The 16,590-nt window shown below is 68.2% G+C and carries 15 protein-coding genes and 1 rRNA gene; 2 read left to right on the top strand and 14 right to left on the bottom strand.

Going from position 1 to position 16,590, the window contains the following annotated elements:
- Positions 1–35 precede the first annotated feature (35 nt).
- From LDL21_RS06820 to steA, 7 genes are all read right to left on the bottom strand, one after another.
- Positions 36–917 (bottom strand): segregation and condensation protein A, encoded by an 882-nt coding sequence (locus tag LDL21_RS06820; RefSeq protein ID WP_370465808.1) that lies wholly within the window; start codon positions 915–917, stop codon positions 36–38.
- Complete coding sequence (locus LDL21_RS06815) at positions 914–1,807, bottom strand: ParA family protein (RefSeq protein ID WP_067494410.1); 894 nt, start codon at positions 1,805–1,807, stop codon at positions 914–916. The genes LDL21_RS06820 and LDL21_RS06815 overlap by 4 nt, the downstream gene beginning before the upstream one ends.
- A gap of 191 nt (positions 1,808–1,998) precedes the next feature.
- Positions 1,999–2,937 carry a site-specific tyrosine recombinase XerD gene (xerD, locus tag LDL21_RS06810; protein ID WP_225279267.1) on the bottom strand — a complete coding sequence of 313 codons (939 nt, stop codon included), beginning with the start codon at positions 2,935–2,937 and terminating at the stop codon, positions 1,999–2,001.
- A gap of 62 nt (positions 2,938–2,999) precedes the next feature.
- Entirely contained in the window at positions 3,000–3,653 is a 654-nt protein-coding gene (locus tag LDL21_RS06805; protein ID WP_181698627.1) for an NUDIX domain-containing protein, read from the bottom strand.
- A gap of 18 nt (positions 3,654–3,671) precedes the next feature.
- A complete protein-coding gene (gene pyrG, locus LDL21_RS06800; RefSeq protein WP_067493949.1) occupies positions 3,672–5,393 on the bottom strand; it encodes a CTP synthase in 1,722 nt (573 codons plus the stop codon).
- Positions 5,394–5,586: 193 nt separating this feature from the next.
- On the bottom strand, positions 5,587–6,528 hold the full coding sequence (locus tag LDL21_RS06795) for a copper transporter (RefSeq protein WP_181698626.1): 942 nt from the start codon (positions 6,526–6,528) through the stop codon (positions 5,587–5,589).
- Positions 6,525–7,724, bottom strand: a complete 1,200-nt coding sequence (steA, locus tag LDL21_RS06790) for a putative cytokinetic ring protein SteA (RefSeq protein ID WP_225279266.1) — start codon at positions 7,722–7,724, stop codon at positions 6,525–6,527. The genes LDL21_RS06795 and steA overlap by 4 nt, the downstream gene beginning before the upstream one ends.
- A gap of 114 nt (positions 7,725–7,838) precedes the next feature.
- Here steA and LDL21_RS06785 point away from each other — a divergent pair, with 114 nt between their 5' ends.
- Positions 7,839–8,258 (top strand): SRPBCC family protein, encoded by a 420-nt coding sequence (locus LDL21_RS06785; protein WP_067493939.1) that lies wholly within the window; start codon positions 7,839–7,841, stop codon positions 8,256–8,258.
- On the opposite strand, the gene recN is transcribed toward LDL21_RS06785, so the two are convergent.
- The 6 genes from recN to LDL21_RS30145 all read right to left on the bottom strand — a co-directional run bounded on the left by recN (position 8,259) and on the right by LDL21_RS30145 (position 14,561).
- Complete coding sequence (gene recN / locus LDL21_RS06780; protein WP_181698623.1) at positions 8,259–10,031, bottom strand: DNA repair protein RecN; 1,773 nt, start codon at positions 10,029–10,031, stop codon at positions 8,259–8,261.
- Positions 10,009–10,965 carry an NAD kinase gene (locus LDL21_RS06775; protein ID WP_181698622.1) on the bottom strand — a complete coding sequence of 319 codons (957 nt, stop codon included), beginning with the start codon at positions 10,963–10,965 and terminating at the stop codon, positions 10,009–10,011. Before LDL21_RS06775 ends, recN begins: the two co-directional genes overlap by 23 nt.
- Complete coding sequence (locus LDL21_RS06770) at positions 10,962–11,783, bottom strand: TlyA family RNA methyltransferase (protein WP_225279265.1); 822 nt, start codon at positions 11,781–11,783, stop codon at positions 10,962–10,964. The genes LDL21_RS06775 and LDL21_RS06770 overlap by 4 nt, the downstream gene beginning before the upstream one ends.
- Position 11,784: 1 nt before the next feature.
- Positions 11,785–12,069, bottom strand: a complete 285-nt coding sequence (locus LDL21_RS06765) for a hypothetical protein (RefSeq protein ID WP_181698620.1) — start codon at positions 12,067–12,069, stop codon at positions 11,785–11,787.
- Positions 12,070–12,082: 13 nt separating this feature from the next.
- Entirely contained in the window at positions 12,083–12,976 is an 894-nt protein-coding gene (locus LDL21_RS06760; protein WP_225279264.1) for an HAD-IIA family hydrolase, read from the bottom strand.
- A 427-nt stretch (positions 12,977–13,403) separates the two neighbouring features.
- Positions 13,404–14,561 (bottom strand): hypothetical protein, encoded by a 1,158-nt coding sequence (locus LDL21_RS30145; RefSeq protein WP_372462167.1) that lies wholly within the window; start codon positions 14,559–14,561, stop codon positions 13,404–13,406.
- A gap of 57 nt (positions 14,562–14,618) precedes the next feature.
- On the opposite strand from LDL21_RS30145, the gene LDL21_RS06750 reads away from it, so the two are divergent.
- Entirely contained in the window at positions 14,619–16,436 is a 1,818-nt protein-coding gene (locus tag LDL21_RS06750; protein ID WP_225280354.1) for a hypothetical protein, read from the top strand.
- A gap of 34 nt (positions 16,437–16,470) precedes the next feature.
- Here the strand turns inward: LDL21_RS06750 and rrf are convergent.
- A 5S ribosomal RNA gene (rrf, locus tag LDL21_RS06745) occupies positions 16,471–16,587 on the bottom strand.
- Positions 16,588–16,590: the final 3 nt, after the last annotated feature.

Below are 16,590 nucleotides of genomic sequence, written 5' to 3'. Positions count from 1 at the left end.
GTTCGGGAGCCCTCGGGTCTGTTTCGGTGCGCCGATCACCCGTAATCCTCCTCGAAGGTCAGTGCCGCCGCCTCGGCGTCGGGGTCGAGTTCGCCGAGCCAGCTCACAGCCAGTGGGCCGAGGGGGTCGGGCTGGTCGAAGGCGATCGTCTTGCCGCGATACAACTCGAGCAACGCCAGGAACCGGGCCACGATTTCCACCGGAACCGTGCAATCGGACACCAGCTCGGCGAAGGTCGTCCACCCGCCGGGCCCGCGTTCCTTGAGCCGGGCCAGCACCAGCTCGGCCTGTTCGGCCACCGAGATGGTGTGCATGTGCAGATGTCCGAGCCCTACCTCGGCGATCGGACGCGGCCGAAACGCGGCGGCCGCGATCTCGGCGAACGCGGCGACATCCACCCCGAGGGTCACTTCGGGGAGCAGCCCGGCGAACTGATCTTCCAGCGCCACCGACCTCGGATACCGGCGCAGCGCGGCGGCTTCCAGCTCGGCGAGCAACTCGGCCACCTGTTTGAACGCGCGGTACTGCAGCAGCCGGGCGAACAGCAGGTCGCGTGCCTCGAGCAGTTCGAGGTCATCGGCGTCGGTCATCTCCCCCGACGGCAACAACCGGGCGGCTTTCAGGTCGAGCAGAGTCGCGGCGACGACGAGGAATTCGGTGGTCTGATCGAGGATCTTGTCCGCGCGCAGCTTGGTGTTCTCGGCCAGCTCGGCCGTCAATGCCTTGGTGTAGGCGATGAATTCGTCGGTGACCTTGTGCAGCGCCACCTCGGTGACATCGAGTTTGCGTGAACTGATCAGCGTCAGCAGCAGATCGAACGGCCCCTCGAAGTTGGTGAGCCGCAGATGGAATCCGCTGGTTTCCGCCGGTACTGCCTCTTCGGGTACTGCTTGCACCGCAGGTTGTGCCTCGATCACCGGCCCGACCGGTGGATGACCTCGCGTGCCATGGCGCGATACGCTTCCGCGCCCGCCGATTTCGGCGCCCACGTGGTGATCGGCTCACCGGCGACGCTGGCGTCCGGGAACCGCACGGTGCGCGAAATGGCGGTGTCGTAGACGAGGTCGCCGAACACCTCGACCACGCGCGACATCACCTGACGCGAATGCAGCAACCGGGCATCGAACATGGTGACCACGATCCCGTACAGGCTCAGCCGCGGATTGAGGCGGTCGCGCACCTTCTCCACGGTGTCATTGAGCAGGGCCAGCCCGCGCAGCGAGAAGTACTCGCATTCCATCGGGATGATGACCCCGTCGGAGCAGGCGAGCGCGTTGACGGTGAGCAGCCCGAGCGAGGGCTGACAGTCGATGAGGATGTAGTCGTAGCGATCACGCACTCCGGCCAGCGCGCGGCCGAGGGACTGTTCGCGACCCACCTCGTTCACCAGCTGGATCTCGGCGGCCGAGAGGTCGATGTTGCTGGGTAGGAGGTCCATGCCGTCGACCTTGGTGGTCTGCAGCACGTCGTCGACCGAGGCTTTGCCGCCGATCAGCAGGTTGTGCACGGTCAGGTCGAGATCGTGATGGGCGACGCCGAGACCGGCCGACAGCGCGCCCTGCGGGTCGAGGTCGACCAGCAGTACGCGGCGCCCGTATTCGGCCAGTGCCGCACCGAGATTGATGGTCGAGGTGGTCTTGCCGACCCCGCCCTTCTGATTGCACATGGCCACGACGAGCGCGTCGCCGTGCTGCTTGACCTGCGGTGGTTCGGGTACCAGGCGCAGCGGGCGGCCCGTCGGGCCGATCTCGACGGCCTCGGTGACCTGTTCCGGCCCACCGTCCCACGGTGTTTCCGCTGTCGTCACGATCCGCTGCTCCTTATACGTTTCCTTGCCGGTAACCCCTGTCGAGGGTAGCGAGGCCGGTTCGCCACCCGCCTCACTTTCGTACGGTCCAGCTCCGGGTAGACGCTACCGCTCGCACCGCTCGGGTACGGCATGGCAACGCCGGGCGTGTTCGCACGATACCCGCTTCACCCGAAGTGGGGAGGTCACCCTCAGCGGGCACGCGGGTGGGCCGTCGCCCACACTTCACGCAGGGTGCTCACCGTGACGAGGGTGTAGATCTGGGTGGTCGTCACCGAGGCGTGCCCGAGCAGCTCCTGTACCACGCGCACGTCGGCGCCACCGTCGAGCAGGTGGGTGGCGAAGGAGTGGCGCAGCGTGTGCGGCGACACCGTCGCACCGATGCCCGCACGTTCGGCCGCGGTCTGCAACACCTGCCAGGCGCTCTGCCGTGACAGCCTGCCGCCCCGGTTGTTGAGGAAAAGGGCGCCGCCGCTTCCCTTTCCGTTCGCGGCGAGTGCGGGTCTGCCGCGCACGAGGTAGGCGTCGACGGCGGCGAGCGCGGGCCTGCCGATGGGGACGAGGCGTTGTTTGCCACCTTTGCCGCGCAGCACGACGCACCGCTGTTCGGTGTCGATGTCGTCGACGTCGAGGCCGACCATCTCCGAGATGCGGGCGCCCGTGGAGTACAGCAATTCCAGCAGCGCCCGGTCCCGCAGACCGCGCGGTCCGCCGTCGTCCGCGCCGCCTTCACCGCCCGCAGCTTCCAGCACGCGCAGAACCTGGTCGTACGGCAAGGCTTTCGGCAACCGCCGACCCGGCGCGGGTGGTTTCACCGCGTGCGCCACATCGGTGTCGGTGATGCCCTCGGCGGCCGCGAACCGGTGCAACCCGCGCACCGCGATCAATGCCCTGGCGACAGACCCCGCGGCCAACGGCGGATGATCCTCGCCGCCCGCACGCAGGGCCATCGTGAATTCGGCGACGTCCCCTTGGGATACGTCGCGCAACGACCCGACACCGCGAGCGGTGAGAAAAGCCTGGTAGCGGGCCAGGTCACGCCGATAGGCGCCCAGCGTGTTGCGCGCGGCGCCGCGCTCGACCGCCAGATGGTCGAGGTAGGCGTCGATCTCCCGCGCCAGCACGCTCATCCGCGCCTACCCGCCGCCGCCGTACCGGAACGCGGCTGCCTGTACGTGCTCCGGAAGCCGCGTCACGACCGGGCGTCGGTTCGCGCCTCGGCTGCTTTGCGTCGCAGGAACGCCGTCGGCTGACCGGGCCACGGTGCGTCGGCCGGACGCAGGGTCAACCCGTTCGCCTGAGCCGAGGCGTACGCGAGCACGCCCGCCACGGCAGTGGCGTTCACGATCTCGCCCGCCAACGCCGCACGCACTGCCTCGTCGAGCGGCATCCGCACCAATTCCAGGTCGGCTTCCTCGTGCTCTGGGTCCGGGCGATGAGTCTCGGTGAGCCCGGTCGCGAAGAACACCCGCAGCGCCTCGTCGGTGAAACCCGGCGACAACGCCACGTCCACCAGCACCGACCATTCGGCGGCGGCCAGGCCCGTCTCCTCGGCTAGCTCGCGCTTGGCCGCGGTGAGCGGGTCCTCGCCGTCGATATCGAGCAGCCCGGCGGGCAGTTCGAGCAGCCGGGTGCGGATGGGATGGCGGTACTGACGGATCAGCACCACCCGTCCCTCATCGTCGAGCGCGAGGACCGCCACCGCACCGTGATGCTCGATGACCTCACGCTCGGCGACCCGCCCGTCGGGCATCGCGACCTGGTCTTGGCGCAATGCCACGATCGCGCCGCTGTAGAGCACCCGGCTCGATACCGTCTCGAAGTCGTGCTTACCGGGTTCGCTCATCGCCGCCTTGCCACCGATTCAGAGTTCCGCGGCCTGCTCCGCGAGCTCTTCCTCCGGGAAGTCTACGGGAAGGCGTTCGGCCAGTTTGTATTTCAATGCGGCGTGGATCAGCGCGGCGAACAGCGGATGCGGCCGGGTCGGACGGCTCTTGAGCTCCGGGTGCGCCTGGGTGGCGACGAAGAACGGATGCACCGATGCCGGGTACTCCACGAACTCCACCAGGTGCCCGTCTGGTGAGGTGCCCGAGAACACCAGACCACTCTTGGCGATCGCGTCGCGGTAGGCGTTGTTCACCTCGAAGCGATGGCGGTGCCGCTCGGACACGTGCTCGCTGCCGTAGGCCTGCGCCACGACCGAACCCTTCTGCAGGGTGGCCGGGTACGCGCCCAGACGCATGGTGCCGCCCAGATCGGCCTCACCGGCGACCACGTCTTCCTGGTCGGCCATGGTCGAGATGACCGGGTTCTTGGTATCCGGCTCGAACTCGGCGGAATTCGCGTCCGCGATGCCGACCGAACGGGCCGCCTCGATCACCACACACTGCAGGCCGAGACACAGGCCGAGCAGCGGGATACCGCGCCTGCGCGCGTAACTGATGGCGCCGAGCTTGCCCTCGATGCCACGGATACCGAAACCGCCGGGGATCAGCACCGCGTCCACATCACGCAACGCGGCCTGCGCGCCCGCCTCGGTCTCGCACTCGTCGGAGGGCACCCAGCGGATCTGCACCTTCGATCGATGCGCGAAGCCACCCGCACGCAGCGCCTCGGTCACCGACAGGTAGGCATCGGGCAGATCGACGTACTTGCCGACCAGCGCCACCTCCACGGTCTCGCGCGGCGAGTGCACCCGCTCGAGCAGGTCGCCCCACACCGTCCAGTCGACATCGCGGAACGGCAGCCCCAGCTTGCGCACGACGTAGGCGTCCAGGCCCTCGCTGTGCAGCACCTTCGGGATGTCGTAGATCGAGGGCGCATCCGGCGTGGAGATGCACGCCTCGACGTCCACGTCGCACATCAGCGCGATCTTGTTCTTCAGGCCCTGCGGCACCTCACGGTCACAGCGCAGGATCAGCGCGTCGGGCTGGATACCGATATTGCGCAGCGCCGCCACCGAATGCTGCGTCGGCTTGGTCTTGAGCTCACCCGAGGGCGCCAGGTACGGCACCAGCGACACATGCAGGAAGAACACATTGTCGCGACCCACATCGTGGCGGATCTGGCGCGCCGCCTCGAGGAACGGCTGCGACTCGATGTCCCCGACGGTGCCGCCGATCTCGGTGATCACCACATCCGGCACATGACCCTGCAGATCCGGACCGGTCATCGCCATGATGCGGTTCTTGATCTCGTCGGTGATGTGCGGGATCACCTGCACGGTGTCACCCAGATACTCGCCCCGCCGCTCCTTGGCGATCACGGTCGAATAGATCTGACCGGTCGTCACATTCGCCGCACCGGACAGATCGCGATCGAGGAAACGCTCGTAATGACCGACATCCAGATCGGTCTCGGCGCCGTCCTCGGTGACGAACACCTCACCGTGCTGGAACGGGTTCATGGTGCCCGGATCGACGTTCAGATACGGGTCGAGCTTCTGCATCGTCACCCGCATACCGCGCGCGGTCAGCAACTGACCGAGGCTGGAAGCGGTGAGACCCTTACCCAAAGAGGAGGCGACGCCACCGCTCACGAAGATGTGCTTGGTGGCATTTCGAGCCTGATTCCGTTGATGACCCACGGACCACCACAGTACCGCCTCCCCGGAACTTCAAGCGCAACCGAGGTGGGTTAACTGTCGCGTCGGCCGCTTACGGTTGGGTGGGGAGGACTTGGCCCGTACCCGGGGAGTTACCCATGTGCTTGCCAGATCAGGGGTTTTGTTGGGATCGCCGGCGCGGAAAGTCACCTCTTTGTGGTGGTGAGGTTCTCAATCAGCGGGGCATTGCTACCAGTGTCAGGGAGGTTGCTGACGGGCCTGTTCCGTAACGTCCGGCTACGCCGTTGAGTTGTTCGGGGAGGGCGAGGGCTGTTGTTACGCGGCCTGTTTCGCGGTCGATGTTGTCGACGGTGGTGACGGTTGTGGCGAGGGGGGCCTGGGCGCGGACGTGGGCGATGGGGGCGTTGCCTTCGGCGGCGCCGGGGCGGCCCGCCAGGACCGTGGCGGCGGTGCGGGCGCGGACGGCGCCGGTGAAGCGGGCGATGGTCGCGCCCTGGCCGGCGTCGTCGGCGATGCCGTCGCCGGTGACGACGACGGCCATCTGGGCGGGGTCGGTCGGCGTGTCGCCGTAGGCGAGGAAGCCGCCGCCGCGCAGGGTTTCCAGGAGCAGGGCCTGTTCCTGGGCGGTGGCGCGTGGACTGTTCGTCGCGGGGTCGGTGAACAGCGTCAGGCCGAGCAGGTCGCCCGCCATGCTGCCCTGGTCGACGGCACCGGTGCGCAGCTGCGCCCCCGCGGGGACGACATTGGTCAGCGCCGATCGCATGCGATCACCCTCACCGCTGTCGACGAAAGCATCGGTGAGCGCGATCCGGCCGGTCACCGAGGCGCCCGCCGTTTCGAGCGCCTTGCGCACACCGTCGACATCGGCGGGATCCGCATCGGGGGTGGTGAACACGAGCACGCGACGGTCGGCCAAAGTGCCTGCCAGAATGCGGCCCGACGCACCGGCGATGAAGCCGTCCGTCGCATCCAGACGGCTGGTGAGCTGGTCGTTCTCCGCGCTCAACGCCTCGACCTGACCGCTGAGATCATCCTTGTCCGAACGCAGACCCGACAGCAGATCGGCGGCCACCGTCTGGGAACCGAGAACCACCCCGATCGCGAGAGCCAGGAAGATCGCCGCGATCGAAATGGCGTGCTGCCGCAGTGAGATCACAGCTGGACCCGCACCCACTCGACGAGCCGGTCCCAATACCCGGCGGCCACATCGAACACCTCGGACCCGCTCTGCGAGGCCAGAATCACCACGACCACCGCCACCAGCGCCGCCAGCACCACGAACGCCAGCGCCGCACCGGTCGACCGATGCCGGTACAGCGTCGACACGGCATTCGCATCCACCAGTTTCGCGCCGACCTTCAGCCGGGTCAGGAACGTCGCCGGATTGCTGTCACGGCGGCCACGGTCGAAGAAGTCCTCCAGCGACGCGTGCGCACCGGCCAGCACGATCAGCGACGCACCGTGGTGATCGGCGAGCATCAACGCCAGATCGGTCGGCGACCCCGACGACGGGAACGTCGTCGCGCCGATACCGAGGTCCTGGATGCGTTCCAGCCCACGTGCGTGGCCGTCGGTGTCGGCGGGCAGGATCATCTCCGCACCGGAACGCAGGGTGGCCGTGCTGATCTCGTCCGGATCACCGACGATCAGATCCGGCTTGTACTTGAGCTTGCGCAACGTATCCGCACCGCGGCCCACCCCGATCAGGATCGGCGCGTACTCCTTGATGAACGGCTTGAGCCGCTGCAACTCCTCGAGATGCCCCGGCCCGTCGGCGATCACGACCACGTGCCGGTTGCGCAGATCCAGCTCGATATCGGGCACACCGATACCGTCGATCAACAGCGCGCTCTCGGTGCGCACGAACTCGGTGGTGTTGCCCGCGAAGGCGTCGAGGTGATCGGCCAGCCCGTTGCGGGCCTCGATCATCCGGTCCGCGATCGTCGACTCGTCGAACTCGATGCCCTCGACCAGGACCTCGGGTTCCTTCTTGGTCAGCTTGTCGGCATAGGCGACACCGGCGTCGATGCGGATCTTCGCGCCGTCCTTGATCTTGCCGAACGCGTCCGAGGAAACCGCGTCCATGAGCACGATCCCGTTGGCGACCAGCACCTCCGGACCGAGATTGGGATAGCGACCCGAAATCGACGGCGACGTGTTGATCACCGCCACGACGCCCGCCTCGACGAGCCGGTCGGCGGTATGGCGATCCAGATCGGTCTCGTCCAGGACCACGACATCGCCCGCGCCGACCCGACCGAGCAATCGCCGGGTATTGCGATCCACCCGCGCGATCCCGGCGACACCGGGCAGCGTTTCGGTGTTCCGTGACAACAACGCCGGCATCTTCATGAGCCCGATGATGAAGCCAAACCCTCAACCTTTGGTGGAGGCGCGCCGAGTCACCGCCCGCCCCGATACCCGTATGCTCCCTGTCACAGATACTTCGATCAGGAGCAGAAAACAATGCCGAGCAGCACTGTCGAGACGGTTCTCGACGCCCCACGCGACATCGTCTACCGCCTTTTCAGTGAGCGGGAGAGCGTGAGCCCCCACCTGCCCATCCAGGTCAAGCTCGTGAAGCAGGGCGACGCCGTCACCGGTGTCGGCGCCCAGCACCTGCTCGGCTTCGGCAAGCTCGGCGTCACCGAGGAGATCACCGCGCTGGTCCCCGGCGAGCGCATGGAGTACAAGATCGTCAAGGGCGCGCCGGTCAAGCGCCACGTCGGCATCATCACCTTCGCCGACACCGCCGAGGGCGGCACCCGCGTGGTCTACACCATGGAATCCGAGCCGTCGCTGCCCGTTCCGGCCAAGGCCATGGAGTTCGGCCTGCGCCAGCTGACCAACCAGCTCATCGGCGGCATCCGCAAGGCGCTGCGCTGATCAGAGCGAGACGCTTCGCTCTGATCGAGCGGTCTCCAGCAGTTCTTCCGCGTGTGCCCGGCCGGTCTCGGTGTCGTCGAGGCCGGCCAGCATGCGGGCCAGTTCCACCACGCGTTCCTCGTCGGTGAGGGTGCGAACTCCGCTGTCCACCTTGCCTTTTCCGTCGTCGGACTTGTTCACCACCAGGTGGGTGTCGGCGAAGGCCGCCACCTGCGGTAGGTGGGTCACGACGATCACCTGATGGGTGCGGGCCAGGCGGGCGAGGCGTTTGCCGATCTCCACCGCGGCCCGACCGCCGACGCCCGCGTCGACCTCGTCGAACACCATGGTCGCGCCGTGATCCGAGCCGGCGAGCACTACTTCCAGCGCGAGCATCACGCGCGAGAGCTCACCACCGGAGGCGCTCTTGCTCAGCGGTAGCGATTGCGCGCCCGAGTGCGCCGACAGCCGGAATTCCACCTCGTCGACGCCGTTGGAGCCCGCGTGCAGGGTGGTCCCGTCGACATCGAGCGGCGCGGAGTCCTGGGCACTCGCCCGCAACGGCCGCACCTGAACTTCCAAGCGCGCCTTGCCCATTGCCAGCCCGCCGAGTTCGGTGCTCACGGCGGCGGCCAGTTTGGTCGCGGCCTTGGTGCGGGCGGCGCTGAGTTTGCGGGCGGCCTCGCGCACTTTGCCCGCGGCGATCTCGACCTCGGCGGCCAGTTTGGCCAGTGCGTCCTCGGACACGTCGAGGGAGTCGAGGCGGGCGCGGGATTCGTCGGCCCAGGCGATCACACCGTCGATGTCGGGTGCGTATTTGCGGGTGAGTGATTTCAGTTCGGCCTGGCGGTTGAGCATCGTGTCCAGGGCGCTGGGGTCCGAGGGCAGTTCCGACAGGTAGCCGCTGAGTTCGGTCGTCACATCGACGACCACCGCGATCGCCTCACCGAGGCGCGGGGCGAGTGCGGTCAGGGCGGGGTCGTCGGCCGAGTCGAGGCGGGCACGCGCCCCACCGAGCAGGTCGAGCACCCCGCCGCCGTCGGCGCTGGAGTCGGCGGGCCCGGACAGCGCCTCGTGGGCTGCGGCAGCGGCCTCACGCAGCGAGTCGAGGTCGCTGAGCCTGCGGATCTCGGCGACCAGCCGGGTGTCCTCACCGGGTTCGGGTGCGATGCCGTCGATTTCGGCGAGCGAATGCTTGAGCCGGTCGGCTTCCAGAGCGAGTTCACGACTGCGGGCGGTGCGTTCGAGGAGTTCGGTGCGCGCGTCGAGCCAGGTGCGGCGGTGCACCTGGTACTTGCGCAGCAACGACGCCACACCGTCGCCCGCGAACTGGTCGAGTGCGGCGAGTTGCTGTTCGGGCCGCTGCAGGCGCAGCTGATCGTTCTGTCCGTGCACGGTCAGCAGGCGGGAGGTGAACTCGCCGAGCACCGCCGCGGGCACGCCGCGACCACCCAGGTGGGCTCGCGAACGCCCGTCGCTGTTGACGGTGCGCACGGCGATCACGCTGCCGTCCTCGTCGGCCTCGGCACCGGCCGATTCCAGTACCTCGCCGATCGCGGCGCGGGCGGCGTCGTTCACGTCGTCGACGACGAAACGGCCTTCGACCACGGCTTTCGACGCACCGACCCGTACCCGGCCCGCGTCCGCGCGGGCGCCGCTGAGCAGGTGCAGGCTGGTGACGACCATCGTCTTACCCGCACCCGTCTCGCCGGTGAGCACGGTCAGTCCCTCGTGGAATTGCGCGGTGGCCGTCGAGATGACGCCGAGTCCGTCAATCCTGATCTCGGTCAGCATCGGTGTCCTTCCCCGTTCGCTGTCTACCCCGCCAGCCCGTGACCGGCAGCTGGAACTTGCGCACCATCCGGTCGGCGAAGGGCGCGGAGTCCAGCCGCACCCACCGCACCGGTCGTTCGCCGCGCACCACCTCGGCACGGCCGCCGCGCGGCAAGGCGAGCGTGCGCCGCCCGTCGAGAAAGACGATCGCGTCGTGCCCGGTGGCCACCGCTTCCACGGCGATCAACGATTCCGGGCTCGTCACCAGCGGCCGGGCGAACAGCGCGTGCGCGTTGCTGGGAATCACCAGCATGGCCTCGAGCTCCGGCCACACCACCGGACCACCCGCCGAGAAGGCGTACGCGGTCGAACCGGTTGGCGTGGCGATGAGAATTCCGTCGCAGCCGAAGGCCGATACCGGGCGCCCATCCACCTCGAGCACCACTTCGAGCACACCCATGCGCTGCGCGTTCTCGATGCTGGCCTCGTTCAGGGCCCAGCCGCGTTCGGTGACGACATCGTCCACCCGGACGCTGACGTCGATGGTCAGCCGGTCCTCGACCCGGTAGTCGCGGTCGACCACCTGGGCGAGTGCTTCGTCGAGGTGTTCGGCCTCGGCCTCGGTGAGGAAACCGATGCGGCCGAGGTTGATTCCCAGCACCGGAGCACCGCTCGGCCTGCCGAGTTCGGCGGCGCGCAAGAACGTTCCGTCGCCGCCGAGCGCGAGCACCATCTCGCACCCTTTGGCCGCCGACGGGCTGTGCGGGACGACGCGGACCGGGTATCCGCCCGGCTCGTCCTCGAATCGGGTGCTGTCGGCCTCGTCGGCCAGCACGCGCAGGCAGATGCCCGCCGCGGCGAAGATCTTCGCCACCCGGTGCGCCGTTTCGATGATCTCCGCACGTCCCGGATGGGCGACGAGCAGAATTTCGCGGCCGCTCTCACGCGAACTCACTGCGGCCCCTCCTCCACAGCCTGGGCGACGAGCGCCGCCACCTGTTCCGCGTCGTAGTCGAACGGTCCGACCTTGCGCAACCACAGGAAATATTCGACATTGCCGGACGGTCCCGGCAGTGGGCTGGCGACGACACCGAGGGTGCGCAGACCGAGCGCGCCGGCAGCGGCCGCGACCTCGCAGACCACCTCGGTCCGCAGCGCCGGGTCACGCACCACACCACCGGAACCGACCCGTTCCTTACCGACCTCGAATTGCGGCTTCACCATCGGCAGCAGATCGGCGCCGTCGCTCACGCAGGCCGCCAACGCGGGCAGTACCAGCCCCAGCGAGATGAACGACAGATCTCCGACAACCAATTCGACTGTGCCGCCGATAGTTTCGGCGGTGATGCCGCGCACGTTGGTGCGGTCGAGCACGCGCACGCGTTCGTCGTTCTGCAGACGCCAGATCAGCTGTCCGTAGCCGACGTCGACCGCGACGACCTCCCGCGCACCCTTGCTCAGCAGCACGTCGGTGAACCCGCCCGTCGAGGCGCCCGCGTCCAGGCACCGCTTACCGGCGACCTCGAGTCCCTGCGGCTCGAACGCCTCGAGGGCACCCAGCAGCTTGTGGGCGCCACGCGACGCCCACGACACCTCGTCGGGTTCCTCACGCACGATCAGCGGCGTGCCCGCCTCCACGGCGGTAGCCGGCTTCACCGCGACAGTCCCGGCGATCAAGACCCGGCCCGCGCCGATCAGCTCGACCGCGTGTTCCCGCGATCGGGCCAATCCGCGGCGAACCAGTTCGGCATCCACCCGCGCTCGTCTGGCCACCTCAGATCTTGTCCACGGTCGCCAGGGCGTCCACCAGCACCTCGTGCGCCTGCTCGAGGATGCGCGCACGGCGGGTGATGTCGGCCCCGGTCTCGGTGTTCTCCGCAGGTCCCGCTGCGGGTCGCTCGCCGAGTTCGGCGAGCAACTCGTCGACCTGGGATCTGATCCGGTTCGGGTCGGCCGGTACGTGATGCGCCTGAGCGCCCGGCAGGTGACTGCCGGGCATCGGGATCCCTGGTCGGGGTTGCGGTGACGCGCCGGGCGGCGGCGAACTCGGAGTACTCATCGTGACGTCAACGCTATCGGATTTCCGAATCGGCCGCGCGCACCCGTACCGCCCTGCCCGGGTGCTGCCGCAACAGATCCGCGACATCGGCGGGTGCGACCACTCCCGGCACGATCTCGGCATTGAGGGCGTCGAGGGACTGCGCGATGTAGGTAGGCACCTGCTCGGGAGACGCGGCGGCCACCTCGTCCAGGGTGCTCACCCCGGTCAGCACGAGCAGCGAATCGAGGCCGAGACCGTTCGCACCCTCGATATCGGTGTCGAGCCGGTCTCCGACGACCAGCGCGTTTCGCGTCCCCGCCCGCTCGACGGCGTCTTCCATCAGCGGCGCATAGGGCTTGCCGGCCACCAGCGGTTCGCGATCGGACGCGGTGCGCAGCGCGGCGACCATCGACCCGTTGCCGGGCGCGAGCCCCCGTTCGTTCGGCAAGGTCCGGTCGGTATTGGCGGCCACCCACAGCACCCCCGCGCGCAGGGCGTAGGCAGCCTCGGCAAGGTCGGGCCAGGCGGTAGTCGGCGAATGCCCCTGCACCACAGCTGCCGGCGGCACGTCCGCGAACCGGCGAACCGGCTTCAGACCGACCGCCTCGACTTCGGCCGCGAGGTCATCGGTGCCGACAACCAGCACCTCCTCCCCCGCCGACAGCCGCTGACCGAGCATGCGCGCAGCCGCCTGTGCACTGGTCACCACGTCCTCGGCAGCCGCCGGATACCCCAATTCGGCCAGATGCCCCGCCACCTTCGCGGGCCCACGCGCCGCATTATTGGTCACATAAACCAACCGCTGCGCTGAATCACCCTGCGGCACAAGCGCTTCGGGTGCGCCATCGATCACCTCGGGCCCGCGGTACAGCGTCCCGTCCAGATCGAGCAGCAAGGCCTCATATTGATCCCGTAGCCGATTCACACACCCTCACTCCGTCGTCGTGCCGGGCCGAGTACATCTGCGACCCTAAGCGAGACCACCGACAAATTCGGCTCACCCCGAATCGCCCTCGCCACCTTCATGATCGAGCATCCCCACCACCCCCGACCCCCCAGAGTGCCCATGTTCACCCCGTCCCCCGGCGCGTCGCCCCACCACTGCCGTCGAACAAGCCCCTCCGGCATCACCCCTCCAACACTCGAACGCAGCCGGAAGACCGACCACCGCAGCCTGAAATAGCGCCGAGAGTTGTCGGAACTAGTGAGCAGGCACTCGCGATATCGACGCCACGCACCGAACATGGACCGAACCTGCGGTCCTGACTCGCATCTTCCGCAGCCCACACACAGCAACAGCCGCCGGCCGGAAGCCCTTACGGACCCCAGCCGACGGCTGCGCATTCAACGAACTACTGAGCGTCCCCACCGGTCAATTCGGTAGCGCGCTCTTCCGCATCAGTCTCACCATCTTCATCGGCAGCCGCAGCATTGAGGAACCACTGCAAACCCTCATCAGTACGCCCAGCAGCCACGAGAGCATCCGCATACGCATAGAACAGCCGCGCAGCAGCCGACCCCGTACGCGCCGGGTCCAGATCCGAGGACTGCAACGTCACCACAGCCTGATCGAACTGCCCCAGGTCCATCCGGGCGCCAGCGACAACGATCCGCAACTCGGTCGCCTCGTCACCGGTGAGCGCCTGAGCTTCCTCACTACGCCCCAACTCGATGGCCCGTTCCGGCCGCCCGAGTCCACGCTCACAGTCGGCCATCACAGCGAGCAGCCCGGACCCACCCGACATGCGCCGAGCGGTCCGCAGCTCCGACAGCGCCTCGGCCCATTCCTCGGCGTGGTAGGCCACCACACCGGCCGTCTCACGCACCACAGCGATCCGCCCCGCCCGCTGCCTGGCGGCCCTGGCATGGGCCAGCGCCAGCCGAGGATCGTCTTCGAGCAGCTCGACGGCCATGACCATGTGCCGAGCGACGGTCTCGGCATTGCTCTTGTCCAGGCTCAGCAGATCGCGGCGCACAGCCGGATCGAGATCGGAGGCCTGCACGTCCTCGGGGATATCGGGCTCTTCCGGACGGGCCGCCCGACGATCGGTCGGCCTACCGCCCGCGGCACGAGCACCCTCGCCGCCACGACGGCGATCATCGTTGTCGAACCGGCTGGCGCCCGAGTCACGGTAACCGCTTCCGCCGCGGTCGTCGCGGCGGTCCGAACGATCGTCGCCACGCGGTGCGCGGTCGCTTCCACGATCCGAGCGGAAGCCCCCACGACTGGAGCGATCATCGTCGCGTGCCCGGTCATCCGCACGGTTCGAGTCGTCTTCACCGCGGTCCGAGCCGACGTCTTCGCGGCTCGAACGATCGTCGGAACGGGCCGAATCCTCGCTCTCACGCGATGCGCGAGCGGAGTCACGAGCCGAATCGTCGTTGCCGCGGTCAGATCCGGAGCTCGCGCGATCCGACTCGTTCTCGCCGGCGTTCGAGCTGTCGACATCGGCGACGCCCGCTGATTCCGCAGCGTTGTCCGAGCCGCGCGACTTCGTGTTGCCATCGATGTCGTCGATCGGGCTGTTGCTCGCCGAGCGGCGATCATCGACGCCCGAGCCAGCTGCATGGTCATCGCGGTCCGAGAGCTCGGAGCGAGTGGCACCGGAGTCACCAGGCTGGTCGTCGCGGTCCGAGCTCTTCCGGTGCTCGGACTCGCTCGGGCCGCCTGCCTCTTCACGCCCGGAACCGGAATCCACGTGTTCGGTCGACGACTTACCCTGCTCAGTGGACGCGTCCTCGGCAACGCGGTCTGCCGGAACACCCTCGACGTCGCCCGCCGAGATCACACCGAGCACATCGCCTTCGCGTTCCTTCCGCTTTTCACGGTAGGTCCCGTCCAGGGGTGCGCCGTCCTCGCCGACGAACTTGCCGCGACCGCCGGTCCCGGCATTGCGCTTGAACCCGCCGCGTCCACGGTCGTCGTCGCGACGGGCACCGCGATCGTCATCGCGTCGCTGGTACCTACCCCGATCGGAGCTGCCACCCCGCGAACGGTCATCGCTCTCACCACGTCGGAACCCACCCTGGTCCGCACCGCGATCGACTCCACCGCGCGAACGGTCGCCGCCCTCGCTGCGACGGAAACCACCGCGATCGCCACCACGATCCGAGGAACCACGCGAACGGTCATCACCTTCATTACGGCGGAAGCCGCCGCGATCCCCACCGCGATCCGAACTACCGCGCGACCGATCATCGCCCTCGTTACGGCGGAAGCCGCCGCGATCGCCGCCACGATCCGACGAGCCACGCGAACGATCGTCGCCTTCGTTGCGTCGGAAGCCACCGCGATCCCCACCGCGATCCGAGCTGCCGCGCGAACGGTCGTCACCTTCATTACGTCGGAAGCCACCCCGGTCCGAACTACCGCTTCGGCGGTCGTCGCTGCCACGGAAACCACCACGGTCTCCGCCGCGATCGAATCCACCACGCGAACGATCGTCACCTTCGTTCCGGCGGAAGCCGCCGCGATCCCCACCGCGATCCGAACTACCGCGCGACCGATCATCACCTTCATTGCGCCGGAAACCGCCACGATCGCCACCGCGATCCGAGCTGCCGCGCGAACGGTCATCGCCCTCGCTGCGCCGGAAACCGCCACGATCGGAACCACCACGACGGTCGTCATTGCCGCGGAAACCACCGCGGTCAGAACTACCGCTTCGGCGGTCGTCGCTGCCACGGAAACCACCACGGTCTCCGCCGCGATCGAATCCACCGCGCGAACGGTCATCGCCTTCGTTCCGGCGGAAGCCGCCGCGATCGCCGCCGCGATCCGAACTACCGCGCGAACGGTCATCGCCCTCGTTGCGACGGAATCCACCACCGCCACGGGGGCGGTCGTCATCGTTGCGACGGGAGCCGCCGCGGTCACCACCGCGGTCGAAACCGCCTGCGGGACGGTCGGATTCGTCGCGACGGCGGAAGCCACCACGATCACCGGAACCACCGCGTGCGGCGTCGTCGCGCCGGGGGTACCCGCCCTTACCGCTGTCGTCGCGGCGCTGGTAGCCACCGCGGTCCGAACCCCCACGATCGCCGCTGTCGTCGCGGCGGAAACCGCCTCGGTCGCCGGAACCGCCGCGATCGTCACGGTTGTAGCCGCCGCGGCCGGAGCCGCCTGCCGAGCTACGATTGTCGCCCTGACCGCCACGGGGGCGGTCGGTCGGTTCGCCGCGCCGGCCGAAACCGCGGGCGTCTCCGTCCCGGCGGAAAGACTTCCGTCCGTCGTTGTGTTCCGACACGGCGATCCCTTTCTAGGTTCCCCGGCCTCCGGGGAGTGTTGTCATGGCCCCGCCTGCAAAGAATTCAACCACGGACGGACAACGGGGCATCGTCCGCCTGGCGTGCCGGGGACATTTCTGCCCCACAAACGCCGATAGGGGACCCAAATAAGGGTCCCCTATCGCAATGATTGTCCGGCGGTGTCCTACTCTCCCACACCCTGTCGAGTGCAGTACCATCGGCGCAGGTGGCCTTAGCTTCCGGGTTCGGAATGGGACCGGGCGTTTCCCCACCGCTATAACCGCCGTAACA

It is taken from the genome of Nocardia rosealba (genome assembly GCF_020216065.1).
Taxonomy (GTDB): Bacteria; Actinomycetota; Actinomycetes; order Mycobacteriales; family Mycobacteriaceae; genus Nocardia; species Nocardia rosealba.
This window is presented reverse-complemented; position numbering and strand designations above follow the sequence as displayed.